The organism is Bacillus sp. SRL543, assembly GCF_984799205.1.
This window is the reverse complement of record NZ_OZ481794.1, coordinates 1,041,655-1,055,393: the sequence shown is the minus strand read 5'-3', so window position 1 is coordinate 1,055,393 and position 13,739 is coordinate 1,041,655. Positions and strand designations below refer to the sequence as shown.

Sequence of the window (13,739 nt, the reverse complement as noted above, 5' to 3'; positions counted from 1 at the left end):
CACAATATAGAATCTGGAAACAAGGAGGTTCACAACTTTGAGTTCTTTCCTGACAGGAGCTGCCCTCGTTTTTATCGGGGCGAATCTGTATTATTTTTTTGCCAATAAGTCCTATAAGAAGAGCCGCTTCAGCTCTGTCTTATTTTTAAAGCTGTTTTTTGTAATGCTCAGCCTTACCATTGGCTTTGCCGTGATTTTTTACGCCCTTTCAATGGATGAAGTGGTGCTGCGGATCGGGACACTGGACGGTAAGCCTGCAGACCAGTCGTTTGCGAATCTGCTCTATTTCAGCGGAGTCACCATTCTATCAGTCGGCTACGGAGACCTGATCCCGGTAGGCTCCCTGCGACTTTTCGCCTTGCTTGAAGCTGCCGTCGGCGTTCTGCTGCCGACTGCCTATTTTATGAAAGCGATGGGGTCGTCGGGGAAAGAAGAAGAGCAGGATTAGAGGCCCCATTCTGCCTGAATCAGACATATTTTCAAAAAAAGAGGCTGCCGGACAAAATTCTCCGGCAGCCTCTTTTTAATGTTATGATGCTTCCACGGTTTTCATGGAAGTTTTTTTCTTTGGACGTTCTTTTTCAGTCATGGTCAGCCCGGTGAATCCGTAGAACAGGGATACGAGCGGAGTGATCAGCGCCAGGAAACAGAATGGCAGATACGCCCCTGTTGCAACCCCGAGTGCGCCTGCTGTATAAATGCCGCTTCCGGTCCACGGGACAAGGGAAGAGCTTTGTGTCCCGGTGTCTTCCAATATCCTCGACAGATTCTCAGGCTTGAGGTTCAGCCGTTCAAAAATTGGCCTCATCAGTGTGCCGCCCATGACGGTAGAGAAGTATACCGAGCCGCCGATGGCAAGAGTTGCATAGCTGACAAGGATGGTTACAAGTGTCAGAACGCCAGTGCTTTGAATTTTATCGGCAAAGGACGCAATGAGCGCTTCCAGGACGCCGGATTCCGCGAGCATCCCGCCAAGGCCGAGGGCGAACAGGAACAGCGCGATGAGCGCCAGCATGCTGACGAGTCCGCCGCGCTGGAGCAGGCTGTCGGCCATTTCAATGCCGGACTCTACTCCATAGCCATTATAAAAAATGCTGATTGTATCTGAAAAGCTGAAGCCCTGATAAGCGATGGCCACGATGCCGCCAACTGCTGCGCCGATAAAGATGGCCGGAATGGCCGGCTTTTTCAGCATGAGCATCCCGATCAGGACGATGACAGGGATCATCGGCACAAGACCCAGGTTGAATGCTTCAGCCAAATAAGATGTCAGTTCATTTACACTTGCTGCATCCACACTGGCTCCGCTGTATTTAAAGCCAATGAAGGTGAAAATAATTGCTGTGATCAGATAGGCAGGTACAGTCGTCCAGAGCATATGCTTGATATGGCTGAATAAGTCCCCGCCTGCAACGGTAGGGGCCAGATTCGTCGTGTCAGACAAGGGCGACATTTTATCTCCGAAATACGCTCCGCTGATAATGGCGCCGGCCGTCACGCCGACCGGTATGCCCAATGTGGTCCCTACACCCATCATGGCAATCCCTGCTGTTCCGATTGTTCCCCAGGACGTCCCTGTTGCTACAGACACAAGCGAACAGAATAATAGTGTCGTAACAAGGAAGAACTGTGGAGATATTGCTTTAATTCCATAATAAATTAAAGTAGGCACGGTTCCAGATGCAATCCATGCACCGATTAAAATGCCGACGGTTAATAGAATCAGCGAAGGCTGCAGCGCCTTGCTCATCGATGACAGCATCGATTTTTCCACTTGCTTATAGGAGTATCCCAATCCCATCATGAAAGGGATCAACACAAGCATACTAATAAACATCAGAATTTGAATCGGTGCATCAAATGCAAGAATGCCCACCGAAATGACGGCAATTGCCGCAAAAAGCACCAAAAGCGCATAAATAAAAGACGGTTTTCTAATATCGGTTTCCAACCAACCACTCCTTAGAGTAAATTTTGATCTTACAACTGTCCTGGATTGTTTTTTGACAAGAATGAAATAAGATCGTGTGTTTTTGCAGTACGAGGTTTAAATAAGAAAATCAGGGGTCCCTAAAAAGGGCAACAGCGTGCAAAGCTTGGTATGACAAGCTTTACTCAGAAGGCTTATGCAGGGGTTCCTTCCCGCTGACCTTTTAAAAAGGTATATGAAAATAATACTATAGTGGAATTTTTCTGTAAATTCCGATATAAGCGCATATTTCATCATGAAACATGGTAAAGGTCGCTTGGGGCCCCTCACCTCATGCATGCGCAATAATACGCCAATATTGTCCGGGAGACTCCCGTAAGGTTATAGCTGCCGGGCTATCTTGGTTAGCAGGGTAGGGGCTGAAAAAGTTACATAAAAAATGGCCAGACTGAATTCTGGCCGTTCTAGAAATTTTTACAGATGCAATTCTTTATCTGCTTCGTTCTCGACATATTTTTTTAAATTCTGGTACTGCTCTTCAAATACCAGCTTAGTTGCCCACCCAAAAAGCTTTGTAACCAGTTTATAAAAGACATTGCTTGGAACAAGGCTTGCTTCTATTATGAGGCGCGTTCCGTTATGGTCCCTTGATAATAAATATTTGGATATGCTCAAGCCTTCCTTAGAGCGGGAGTGCATGACCACTTTATTGGGAGCCTCATACTCAACTAAAATGGAATCAATTTTTATTATTTTTTTATCCACCTTCTGAACAGTCACAAACTTGGTCCCCGGCTCATAGACCGGCTTGTTTTCCTCATTATCGTAGATGTTTTCAATGAGCATGGTGTTCCATAGCTTAATTTTTTCATCGTCATCAATATACCTGAATACTACATCAATCGGGGCATGGATAACCTCATCAAATCGGTAGACCAGCATTTCATTCAAATTCAATCCCTCTAACTTTCTATATATTTGGAGACACTGCCTAATATTTATTTCGGTAATATGCAGTTATTTTTAACAGGTATTAGAAATTCCCTTCTCCCTCCTCTGTCCATAATAGTTATTGCGGCGCTATCTCAGTTCTGGTATAATTTGTTCAATTTCTAATGAAATGGAGGTTTTCCTTTTGACAGCATCAATGAGATTAAGAAACCCGCTTTTCAATCGTTAATTGAATACGTTTGAGGGCTCTGCCTATGTTCAGAGCAGCGGGATTGGTCTGTCTATTTGAAGGAAACCTAACATTTAACGGTTAACTTTTAAAGAGGAGATGAATTTCTACTCTTTTTTGCTGTCTTTTGAAATAGAATATATAGATCAGATTGGCTCCTATGAAATTAGGCAAAGCTTGTTTTTATAAAATATTATAGAAATGAGTGGATAAGCAATGGATACAGTCAATAATAATCATAAGGAGAATTGGCTGAAGAATATCATTCTCTTTTTAAGCAGCCAGACGATTTCGCTTTTTGGATCGTCCCTCGTTCAATATGCCATCATGTGGCATGTCACCTTAACGACAGAATCTGGTTTGATGATGACGCTTTACATAATCTGCGGGTTCATTCCGACCTTCTTTTTATCACCGGTTGCCGGTGTCTGGGCTGATCGCTATAACAGGAAAGTGCTGATCATTCTGGCAGATGGCCTTATAGCCCTGTCAACTCTGATTCTGGCGATCCTGTTCTTGATGGGATATGACGCGATTTGGCTGCTGTTTGTCATGGCTGCGATCCGGGCCCTTGGAACAGGAGTTCAGACGCCAGCTGTCGGAGCCATCCTGCCTCAGATTGTCCCGAAGGAAAAGCTGACCAAGGTGAATGGGGCAAATGGAAGCATCCAGGCCGTAATCATGTTTGTTTCGCCGATGGTGAGTGCAGCATTAATTGCTATGGCTTCGATTGAAATCATCTTTTTTATCGATGTCATTACAGCAGCGATTGGGATCGGAACCCTTCTTTTCTTCTTAAAAATCCCTGTGCACGAGAAGGCAGCAGAAAAGCAGACAACAAGCTATTTCAGCGACTTTAAACAAGGCTTGCAATATGTGAACAGCAATCCATTTTTAAAGAAATTCTTCCTGTTCTTTGCAATCTTTTTTGTGCTGATGGCGCCTGCGGCGTTTTTGACCCCTCTGCAGGTTACACGCACCTTTGGTGGAGACGTTTGGAAATTGACTGCTATTGAAATTGCTTTTTCTGTCGGCATGATGGCTGGCGGGGCAATCATTGCTTCATGGGGCGGCTACCCAAATAAAATTAGAACCATGACACTCGCCAGCCTCATCATGGGTGTATGCACATTTGCCCTTGGGATTGTGCCGGTCTTTTGGATCTATTTAATTTTCATGGCTTTGTTCGGAGTGGCCATGCCCATTTTCAATACACCGACAACCGTGCTGCTTCAAGAGAAGATTGAAGAGAATTACATGGGAAGGGTGTTTGGTGTCATGGGGATGATTTCAACCTCGATGATGCCGATTGGGATGCTTATATTTGGCCCGATTGCTGATATCATTGCGATAGAATGGCTCCTCGCTGGAACGGGGGCATTCATTATAATACTGGCTATCTTATTAGGCCGGAACGAGGTTCTGATCGAAGCAGGAAAACCAGTTTTGAGTGGTGCACAAGGCTCCGTGGAGAAAAACTGACTATAAATATACAAAAAACGCTTGGAGTGGTTTCGAGAACCTCCAAGCGTTTTTGATGTCCAGTTATTAGCTGTTATCCATTAAGCATCCCGCCATCATCGCCCCATTTTCCAAACTGCCGCAATATTTGCTGCAGACTGCTCAACATATTCGGCGGCATGCTCAAAGGCTTCTTCAAGGGAAATTGCCCCAGGCACGATGCTGAACACCGCGTCAATCCCGTGCTCACGTACTATATCGCTGTCCCTGGCTATACTTCCGGCCAGCCCAATAACAGGAACGCCGGATTTCTTGGCTGTTCTGGCAACGCCAATCGGTGTTTTTCCAAAAATCGTCTGGCCATCGATCCTGCCTTCTCCTGTGATGACAAGGTCCGCATCTGCCACAATCTGCTCCAGTCCGGCAGCTGCAATGACAATATCGACTCCCCGCTTCAGCTCAGCCGGAAGGAATGCCAGCAGTCCCCCTCCCAGGCCGCCCGCGGCTCCAGCTCCAGGCACATCCTTTATTTTTTTCCCAAGATCACGTTCAATCACTGCCGCATAATGCGCCAGGTTTTTATCCAGCAGTTCCACCATCTGAGGATCAGCCCCTTTTTGCGGACCGAAAATGGCGGAAGCCCCTTTTTCCCCGGTCAGCGGGCTGTCGACATCACATGCGACTTCAATCTTTACACCTGCAAGGCGTCCGTCGAGTTGTGAAATATCAATCAATGAGAGGCTTGATAACGCTCCTCCACCCCCGCTGATTTCCCGGCCTTCTGCATCGAGCAAACGGGCGCCAAGTGCCTGCGCCATACCCGCCCCTCCGTCATTCGTCGCGCTCCCGCCGATGCCAATGATGATATGGGTGACTCCAAGGTCCAGCGCAGCCTTGATAAGTTCTCCAGTCCCCTTTGTCGTTGTCACGAGGGGATTCCGCTTTTCCGCCGGCACAAGATGAAGTCCTGATGCTGCCGCCATTTCAATGACAGCGGTTTTCTTATCTCCCAAAAGGCCGAAGAAGGCTTCAACAGGCTCCCCCAGCGGCCCTGTCACCATCGCCGGGATAATGCTGCCGCCGGTCGCATCGACCAGTGACTGGACCGTGCCTTCCCCGCCATCAGCCATCGGCACTTTCACATATTCAGCATCAGGAATGATGCGCTTGAAGCCTTTTTCGATAGAATCGGCGGCCTCCATCGCCGACAAGCTCTCTTTATAGGAATCTGGTGCAATCACAATCTTCATTTTTATCACTCCTGTTTATCGAATTTTACCCGAACAGCTGAAATACACCGAATATGAGAGTAGATACAACCGCCATCGTAAGGCCGACCAGTGATTCGTACGGCATAACCTTCAGGCGCTCTTTAATCTCCATATTAACGCTGCCGCCTGTTGCGTGAAAAAAGCTTCCGTGCGGCAGGTGGTCAAGGACGGTAGCTCCCGCATGGACCATGGCTGCGCCTGCCAATGCGCTGACGCCCATTTCCAGGATCGTTGAACTGAATACCTGGCTCGCTACAGCCGTTCCGGCAGTTGTCGAAGCAGTGGCAGCCGACATGAAGATGCCGGATGCAGGTGCAAGGACATAGCCTGGAAGACCGACGGCATCAAGGCCGTTTATGAGGACATCCTTCAAACCTGAATTGGCGATGATCCCAGCCAATGTTCCTGTTCCAAGCAGCATGATGGCGACGCCTGTCATTTTCCCAAGTCCTGAGACGGCAAAATCATTGATCTTTCTTGCTTTGCCCATCACAATCGCTCCCGCTATCCCTCCAAGCGGGAGGGCAATCATCGGGTCGATGCTGATATCAAATAATGGCCTCAAGGCCAGTAAAATAATTGTAATGATTGGACCCATCAGCGCGGCCCAAAATGCCGGCAGTGCGCCTCCAGTGTGCGGGGCAACTTCGCTTGCAGAAATGGCAGTCCCTTTATTCACAAGCTTCCGCGCGATAAAGTAGGTCATCGCAAGACCAAAGATTGCGGGAATAATCCCTGCTGCCATGATGCTGGTCAGCGGGATATTGAATGCATCTGATGCGGCAATGGCATTCGGGTTCGGCGACATAATATTGCCGGCCTTGCCTCCGCCGATCATGGCGAGCAATATCGCCGTTTTGCTGATCCCTGCTCTTTGCGCAATGGCCAGGGCGATCGGTGCAACCGTGATGACAGCCACATCGACAAACACGCCTACCGCTGTCAGAATCATCGTGGCGGCCGCCAGTGCAAGCAGTGCCCTCGTTTCACCGAGCTTTTTCACAATCGTTTCTGCAATGACAGACGCAGCGCCCGATTCGATCAGCACACCGGCCAGGACGCCGGCAGCCAAAATCCTCAGGACAGCCGGGATGATGCCTTTGGCACCCTCCATCATTAAAGTGACTGTATCGGTAATATTAACCCCGCCGATGAGGCCGCCGATTAACGCACCTGCAATCATGCCATAGGCCGGGGAAACTTTTTTCAAGATCAATATTATGGCAAAAGCTAAAGCGGCAATCGCCCCTAAAGCGCTTACTTGAATGGTAGCTTCCAAGATGATTCCTCCCTTAAAAGATGTTAACTCTATTGTAAGCGTTTCTGTAAGGGTTTACATTGTTCAGACAATAAAATAAAGGCCCGGGATTCCCGGACCTTTTTGTGCATTTGCACAATTAATTAAAGCTGATTTTGCAGAAGAGATATGTAGAGTTCCAGTAAATCTTTTGTTGTACGCGGATCCTTGCCGGTCAGTTCCTTGATCCGCTCCAGCCTGTATCTTAGGGTGTTACGGTGTATATAAAGCCGGCCTGCTGAGGAGCTGCTGTCCCCATTTTCTTCTATATAAATCCTCAAAGTCTCCAGCAGCTCGCCTTTTTTGTCATGCTGATTCAAGTTTACGGCATGATGCTGGAACGCTTCTGCTATCCCGAGCTCTCCCGCCCTGGCAACGAAGACAGGCAGCTTATAATCTTCGTAAAAGTAAACCCTTTGCTGCGGGTCAAGCTTCCTTCCCGCCTCCAGCGTATTTACAGCCTCGCGGTATGAGGCGGAAAGCCCCTCCAAACCTGGATGATACTGGCCGATGGCCGCCTGGCATGACAGCCCCTGGCTGACTGCAAGCCCTGATAGCCAATCCTCCACCTGGTTCATCGTTTGCCCGGAATCCCAGCTTTCCCCTTTTGTAAGCACCTTTTTCAGCAGGACGATATAACCGGGATTCATCACATACAGATCTTCCTTTTCCAGCCTGTCGCGGATCCATTTATAGCTTTTGGCCTGCTCATCGGCTGCAATGACGATTGCTGTCCTCGGGATATCCAAGTCCATTCCGAGGCGGTTCACTCTTTCGAAATAGAGCGAATCCAGAATTTCAACGCCTGACAGCAGCTGGCTTGTCAGATCTTCTTTCAATCTTTCATCCCATTGCATTTCATCCATCAAAACAGCCTGCTGAAGGATCATTTCGGCAGCCATCCTGACCAGCTCTCCGTAGCTGCGGATTTCCTCCGGCTCCCCCGTAATCCCGATCACGCCGATGATATGGTTCTGGAAGGTGATCGGCAGATTGATCCCGGCCCTGGCGCCGTTTAGCTCCTCGGCCTCTGCTTCGGTGATTTCGAATCCGCTGCCGGCTTCGATCACCCGGACCGCTCCTTCATGAACAGACTGAATCCTCGCCTCGTCTCCAGAACCGATTATCACACCCTTGTCATTCATTACATTAATATTCCGGCCGATGATCTTCATCGTCCGGTCGACTATCTCCTGAGCAAGTGCTCTATCTAAAAATTTCATCATGCACCTCCTACTGGCCGGACGTAGGAACAGGTTTACTGTCCCGGACTATCGGAAAAAGCGGGACAAGCAGCCTGCCCTATTCCCGTCCTGTAATCAGCTCGCGCTTTTCTTTGTAAGGGTCAGCTTCCACCCGGCTTTCACTGTCAAAAATATAGGTATAGCGGTCCAGCGGCTGGTACGCCGGCCAATTCAGGTCATCTCCATCCGCATTGGGATTGCCCGCTTTAGCAAACGAGATCCATGCTGCCTGCATATGCCGGGAAAGTCTTTGTATGGTTTCATCCACTTTGACGCCGAGCCTGCTGAAGTAGAAAAGGTTTGAAAAAACAAACGCAATCTCCAGTCCATGTGCTGCCTTGCCTACATGGGGATGTCCGGGAATATGCCAATCAAACCGGTACATCCAGACAGGAGCATGCTTAGCCTGCCCGGAAGCATATTCAATCGCAGGCTTCCAGAAAACAAAATCGGTCATGAACTGAGATTCCCCTTCAATTGTTGCCGGGTAGTGCTCTTTCACCTTTTCCGCCGCCTCCGGCCCGATCAGCTTGGCCATCGCATCATCTCTTGCCGGGCCTGGCATCGGGGCTGAACCCGGCCTGAAGAAAAAGGCCCCTTCATCATGATTGGTCCCAATCATGACAGGGATCCCTTCTGCTGCTCCCCCGGTGATTGCCTGCAATGGAGGAACCGGCAGTGTCTCCCCATCAACCGTTGGCTGGAAGATCATGCCCGGTCCCTGGCCCGCGGTTACCCGCTCTGCAGCCTTCAAAATATCCTCTGCCGGCACTTCTTTCAATTTTTCCATGTTCCCCTCATCAATGCCGAGCTGCTGCAGCACCGCTTTAGCTATCATGGAAGCCTGCTCCGGCGGGATGATCTGGGATGCCCCGCTTTCCAGGATGGCCTTTTGAAACAATCCTTTTGCAGCAGGCATGGCCAATAAAGAGGCGATGCTCATTGCCCCGGCCGACTCCCCGAACACCGTCACCTGTTCAGGATCGCCGCCAAATGCTTGAATGTTTTCCCTGATCCATTTTAATGCCGCAATTTGATCAAGCAATCCAAGGTTAGCTTGATAGCTGCTGTCCAATCCGGCAAGATGCAGGAAGCCGAATGCGCCCAGCCTGTAGTTGATCGTTACGACAATAACCCCGCCGTTTTCCGCCATACTTGTCCCATCATAGAGAGGACTGCTCCCCGCCCCTGCCCGGAAGGCACCGCCATGAATCCATACCATAACCGGAAGCCCTTCCCTTGGACCTGCCGGTGCCCATATATTCAAATACAGGCAGTCTTCTGACATATTGTCAGCAGGCGCGCCAAGCATGGCTGCTATATCTTTATTTTGCGTACAAACAGGCCCAAACTCATTCGCTTCAAAGGTTCCTTCCCATGCTTCAGGAGGCGCGGGAGGCTGAAAACGCCTTTCGCCGGCCGGTTTTTTTGCGAAAGGAATGCCTCTCCACACTGTGGCAGCACGGCCCTCCGTACCTTTTACTAATCCTTGCTTTGTTTTTACGATGGCTGAATCCATTTTCACACTCTCCCTTTGGGTTTTTTTCAAAAAAAGAGCCATGCCCCATGATCGGGGCAAGCTCCTGCTGATCAGGTTCCGCAATAAGTAACATAGCCCTTTCCATCATCATCGGGACCGGTGCAATATTCCTCTTCAGCCTCAGCATGAGAGTATGGCTTTGCCAGCACGTTCAGGAGCCTGCCCATCACACTGTAGTCTCCTTCACCAGCCGCCTCAAGGGCCTCTTCCACTCTATGGTTCCTCGGAATCACTGCCGGATTGCTGTTTTGCATCAGCGTTTTGCTGTCTTCCAGGGTCATATCCTGTTTTTCTAAACGGGACTTCCATTTATCATGCCACCCGGCAAATCCCTGCTTGCCTTCTAAAGCTGTTTCCCTGCCGATCGTCAAGGCCCTGAATGTGTTCGTATAATCAGCTTGATGATCTTTCATCAGGGAAAGCAATTCCTCAAAGAGCGCTTTGTCTTCTTTTTCAACAGAGAAGATCCCAAGCTTTGCTCCCATACCCTCCAGCCAATTGCCCTGATAAATGTCCATAAAACCGGAAATTTCCTTCTGGGCAATCTCAACAGCCTGGTCCTGATCATCATGCAGAAGGACCAGTAGGCTCTCCGCCAGACGGGCCAGATTCCAGCCGGCCATGTACGGCTGATTTCCGTAGGCATAGCGTCCCTGCACATCGATGGAGCTGAAGACAGTTTCCGGATTGTAGGTGTCCATAAAAGCGCATGGGCCATAATCGATCGTTTCGCCGCTGATCGTCATATTATCCGTGTTCATGACTCCGTGGATGAACCCGGCCAGCTGCCATTTGGCGATTAATGAAGCCTGGCGCTTGATGACCGCTTTAAGGAGTTCCAGATAAGGCTGCTCCTCTCCTTCTATTTCCGGATAGTGACGGAGGATGGCATAGTCCGCGAGAGCTTTTACATCTTCCTTCTCCCCAAATTGTGCGGCGAATTGGAAGGTGCCGACCCGCAGATGGCTCGCAGCCACCCTCGTTAAAATGGCCCCCGGCAGCCTGGTCTCCCGCCGGATCATTTCACCTGACATCACAACGGCGAGGCTTCTTGTCGTCGGGATTCCGAGGCTGTGCATCGCTTCGCTTATGATATACTCGCGCAGCATCGGACCGAGCGCCGCCCGGCCGTCTCCGCCTCGGGAATACGGCGTCCGCCCTGAACCTTTCAGCTGAATGTCAAAGCGCTCGCCTTCCGGGGTGATCTGCTCGCCGATCAAGAGCGCGCGCCCATCCCCAAGCATATTGAAGTGGCCGAACTGATGCCCTGCATATGCCTGTGCAAGCGGCGCCGCTCCTTCAGGCATTTCATTTCCGGCCAGAATGCTGATGCTTTCATCACTCTGAAGCTCTTCAGCATCCAGTCCCAGTGAAGCCGCCAAAGGGCCATTCAGAATCGCCAGCTCCGGCGCCTCCACAGGATTGGGATCCTGGTTTGTATAAAATATTTCCGGCAGGCGTGCATAGCTGTTATCTAACTTCCACCCTGTTTCATTGCTGTTTGTCATTGTATCCCCTTTACGTTTTTGACATAAAAACCCTCTTTGCAGTCGATAGTTTTATTATACCCTTTCCGTTTTGAGTTGACGCGCGGAATGCATGGGAGGAGCTGATGGATGATTTAAAAATCTGAAATATGCGTAACTTCTATGCATCATCATTTTTATAAATCGGGCATATAGTCCTTTTTGCCTAAGCATTATACTTCTATAATTTCTCAGATTAGGTCTATAATAAAAGTGGTAATACATCTAAAGAACGATACAAATAGAAAGGGAGTTTTTTCTATGAATTACAAGAATGTAACCGTTGCCGGAAGCGGAGTGCTTGGAAGCCAGATCGCATTCCAGACGGCATTTAAAGGGTTCAATGTATCTGTATATGATATTAATGACGAGGCACTTGACCGCGCAAAAGATAGAATCGGAAAGCTGAAGCCGCGCTACCAGGAGGACCTTGGGGCCAGTGAAGAAGAAGTAAATTCAGCCTATGAGCGCATCTCCTTCCACAGTGACCTGGCTGCAGCTGTCGCTGATGCAGACCTCGTGATTGAGGCAGTTCCAGAAGTCGTGCAGATTAAGATTGATTTTTATACAAAGCTCGGGTCTGTGGCACCTGAGAAAACCATCTTTGCCACTAATTCATCTACCCTATTGCCAAGCCAGTTTGCTGACGCGACAGGCCGTCCGGAACAATTCCTGGCACTGCACTTCGCGAACGAAATTTGGACAAACAATACAGCAGAAGTAATGGGACATCCAGGCACAAGCAAGGAAGTATTTGACGATGTCATCGAATTTGCGAAAGCAATCGGCATGGTTGCGCTGCCTGTGCACAAAGAACAGCCTGGCTATATCCTGAATTCCCTGCTTGTTCCTTTCCTTGAAGCAGGCCAGAAGCTGCTCTTGAACGGCGTTGCCGATCCGGAAACCATCGACAAAACCTGGATGATCGCAACCGGAGCGCCAAAAGGCCCATTCGCCATCCTCGATATCGTCGGCGTCACAACTGCCTACAATATCGCAAACGGCAAAGGCCAGGCCGGCATGGCAGAATCCGCCAAACTGGCTGAAATGCTGAAAAGAGATTACATCGACAAAGGCAAGCTTGGAAGAGAAACAGGCGAAGGATTTTATAAATATCCGAACCCGAGCTATATGGAAGATGATTTCTTAAACAGCTGATTAAGCTAAAGTGAAAAAGCTGCCCGATTGCGCTAATTGCGCTTGGAGGGCAGCTTTTTTTGTGTGGTTTGGTATGCTGTGCTGGGCTGGATTCAGGTTTTGGACGGTGAAACGGTGCTCTGAACGGATTATGTTTCGTATATTAGCTTTTTTGAACTGCTCGCCAGCTCGAATTTAACATTCTCAGTCCCAAATAGAGGGAGAATTCTGTGGCCTGCTGACTGGATGAGCCGTTTATTAGCAACTTTTCCGGTATATTAGCAACTTTTGGATTTTATTAGCAACTTTTCCATTTTATTAGCAACTTTCCAGATATATTAGCAACTTTCATTTTTTATTAGCAACTAGCCCAAAATCACCCTCCCCGCCACCTCAAAAAAACACCAGCCCCACAAGGCTGGTGTCCCCCAAACTCCGCTCAAACCGTCATCTGCCAGCTTGAAAGAGCGAGCCATCTCTCCTGCTCTTTATAATCCGGCATCAGCTTGCCCACAAGCCGCCAGAAGGAGCGGTCATGATTCATATGCATCATATGGCACATTTCATGGATCACCACGTATTCAATCACCTTCGGCGGAGCCATGGCCAGCTTCCAGTTGAATGTGAGCCGGCGGTTAGAGTCGCATGTTCCCCAGGTCGTCGGGCTGTCAGAGATGCGGAAGGATTGCGGCTTCATTTTGAAATGCTGCTGATTGGCCTGGATGTTTTTTTCAACAAGCGCTTTGCACTGCTGATAGTAAAACCGTTTTAAAGCCTGCTGAATGTGTTCTTCCCCCGGCTGCTTCACAAAAATGCGCAGCTTATCACCGTCCACTGCAGCATAATCCTGCTCAATGCCGGCATCCTGACTCACTTCGATAGGATAAGATTTCCCCAGGTAGAGGAATCTCTCGTCCCGATCATAGCTCCGCTCTTTCGGCCCCTGCAGCCGGTCCTGCATTTCCTGAGAATTCGCAAGGATCCAATCCCATTTTTCCTCAACCAGCTTCAGCACACTTTCATCTTTTGTGCCTTTCGGGACGCGGATTTCTATGTGGCCAAGACCATCAATATAAATCCCGGCCGTTTTCCTGTTTTTATGGACAATCTGAAAACTGATCGTCTCCCCTTGATAGGTGTGCAGCATGATCCT

Annotated in this window: 11 protein-coding genes; 3 read left to right on the top strand and 8 right to left on the bottom strand. The window is 49.1% G+C overall.

The window, feature by feature from the left end; all coding sequences use genetic code 11:
- The first annotated feature begins 37 nt into the window (after positions 1-37).
- Positions 38-448, top strand: coding sequence for an ion channel (locus AC4E8B_RS05455; RefSeq protein ID WP_490217530.1), 411 nt, complete (start codon positions 38-40; stop codon positions 446-448).
- 81 nt (positions 449-529) lie between these two features.
- Here the strand turns inward: AC4E8B_RS05455 and nhaC are convergent, their stop codons facing one another.
- Together nhaC and AC4E8B_RS05445 are read right to left on the bottom strand one after the other, a co-directional pair.
- Complete coding sequence (gene nhaC, locus AC4E8B_RS05450; RefSeq protein WP_490217529.1) at positions 530-1,951, bottom strand: Na+/H+ antiporter NhaC; 1,422 nt, start codon at positions 1,949-1,951, stop codon at positions 530-532.
- 453 nt (positions 1,952-2,404) lie between these two features.
- Entirely contained in the window at positions 2,405-2,872 is a 468-nt protein-coding gene (locus AC4E8B_RS05445) for an SRPBCC domain-containing protein (RefSeq protein ID WP_490219514.1), read from the bottom strand.
- Between the two features lie 454 nt (positions 2,873-3,326).
- On the opposite strand from AC4E8B_RS05445, the gene AC4E8B_RS05440 reads away from it, so the two are divergent.
- A complete protein-coding gene (locus tag AC4E8B_RS05440; RefSeq protein ID WP_490217528.1) occupies positions 3,327-4,592 on the top strand; it encodes an MFS transporter in 1,266 nt (421 codons plus the stop codon).
- A 95-nt stretch (positions 4,593-4,687) separates the two neighbouring features.
- Here AC4E8B_RS05440 and AC4E8B_RS05435 read toward each other — a convergent pair whose 3' ends face one another.
- From AC4E8B_RS05435 to AC4E8B_RS05415, 5 genes are all read right to left on the bottom strand, one after another.
- Positions 4,688-5,821: a glycerate kinase gene (locus tag AC4E8B_RS05435; protein ID WP_490217526.1), complete on the bottom strand. Its 1,134-nt coding sequence runs from the start codon at positions 5,819-5,821 to the stop codon at positions 4,688-4,690.
- Between the two features lie 25 nt (positions 5,822-5,846).
- Positions 5,847-7,121, bottom strand: a complete 1,275-nt coding sequence (locus AC4E8B_RS05430) for a GntP family permease (RefSeq protein ID WP_490217525.1) — start codon at positions 7,119-7,121, stop codon at positions 5,847-5,849.
- 122 nt (positions 7,122-7,243) lie between these two features.
- Positions 7,244-8,365 carry a sugar diacid recognition domain-containing protein gene (locus AC4E8B_RS05425; protein ID WP_490217523.1) on the bottom strand — a complete coding sequence of 374 codons (1,122 nt, stop codon included), beginning with the start codon at positions 8,363-8,365 and terminating at the stop codon, positions 7,244-7,246.
- Positions 8,366-8,441: 76 nt separating this feature from the next.
- Positions 8,442-9,902, bottom strand: a complete 1,461-nt coding sequence (locus AC4E8B_RS05420) for a carboxylesterase/lipase family protein (protein ID WP_490217522.1) — start codon at positions 9,900-9,902, stop codon at positions 8,442-8,444.
- A 71-nt stretch (positions 9,903-9,973) separates the two neighbouring features.
- On the bottom strand, positions 9,974-11,431 hold the full coding sequence (locus AC4E8B_RS05415; protein ID WP_490217521.1) for a protein adenylyltransferase SelO: 1,458 nt from the start codon (positions 11,429-11,431) through the stop codon (positions 9,974-9,976).
- A gap of 279 nt (positions 11,432-11,710) precedes the next feature.
- Here AC4E8B_RS05415 and AC4E8B_RS05410 point away from each other — a divergent pair, with 279 nt between their 5' ends.
- Positions 11,711-12,607 (top strand): 3-hydroxyacyl-CoA dehydrogenase, encoded by an 897-nt coding sequence (locus tag AC4E8B_RS05410; RefSeq protein ID WP_490217520.1) that lies wholly within the window; start codon positions 11,711-11,713, stop codon positions 12,605-12,607.
- Between the two features lie 418 nt (positions 12,608-13,025).
- On the opposite strand, the gene AC4E8B_RS05405 is transcribed toward AC4E8B_RS05410, so the two are convergent.
- The gene (locus AC4E8B_RS05405; protein ID WP_490217518.1) at positions 13,026-13,733 is read right to left on the bottom strand and encodes a M48 family metallopeptidase; all 708 of its coding nucleotides are present in this window, start codon (positions 13,731-13,733) and stop codon (positions 13,026-13,028) included.
- Positions 13,734-13,739: the final 6 nt, after the last annotated feature.

What these genes read in the sequence shown, in the direction of transcription:
- AC4E8B_RS05445 (WP_490219514.1), bottom strand. Translation starts at nt 2,872, where the DNA reads ATGCTGGTCTACCGATTTGATGAGGTTATCCATGCCCCGATTGATGTA.
- AC4E8B_RS05440 (WP_490217528.1), top strand. Translation starts at nt 3,327, where the DNA reads ATGGATACAGTCAATAATAATCATAAGGAGAATTGGCTGAAGAATATC.
- AC4E8B_RS05435 (WP_490217526.1), bottom strand. Translation starts at nt 5,821, where the DNA reads ATGAAGATTGTGATTGCACCAGATTCCTATAAAGAGAGCTTGTCGGCG.
- AC4E8B_RS05425 (WP_490217523.1), bottom strand. Translation starts at nt 8,365, where the DNA reads ATGATGAAATTTTTAGATAGAGCACTTGCTCAGGAGATAGTCGACCGG.
- AC4E8B_RS05420 (WP_490217522.1), bottom strand. Translation starts at nt 9,902, where the DNA reads ATGGATTCAGCCATCGTAAAAACAAAGCAAGGATTAGTAAAAGGTACG.
- AC4E8B_RS05415 (WP_490217521.1), bottom strand. Translation starts at nt 11,431, where the DNA reads ATGACAAACAGCAATGAAACAGGGTGGAAGTTAGATAACAGCTATGCA.
- AC4E8B_RS05410 (WP_490217520.1), top strand. Translation starts at nt 11,711, where the DNA reads ATGAATTACAAGAATGTAACCGTTGCCGGAAGCGGAGTGCTTGGAAGC.
- AC4E8B_RS05405 (WP_490217518.1), bottom strand. Translation starts at nt 13,733, where the DNA reads ATGCTGCACACCTATCAAGGGGAGACGATCAGTTTTCAGATTGTCCAT.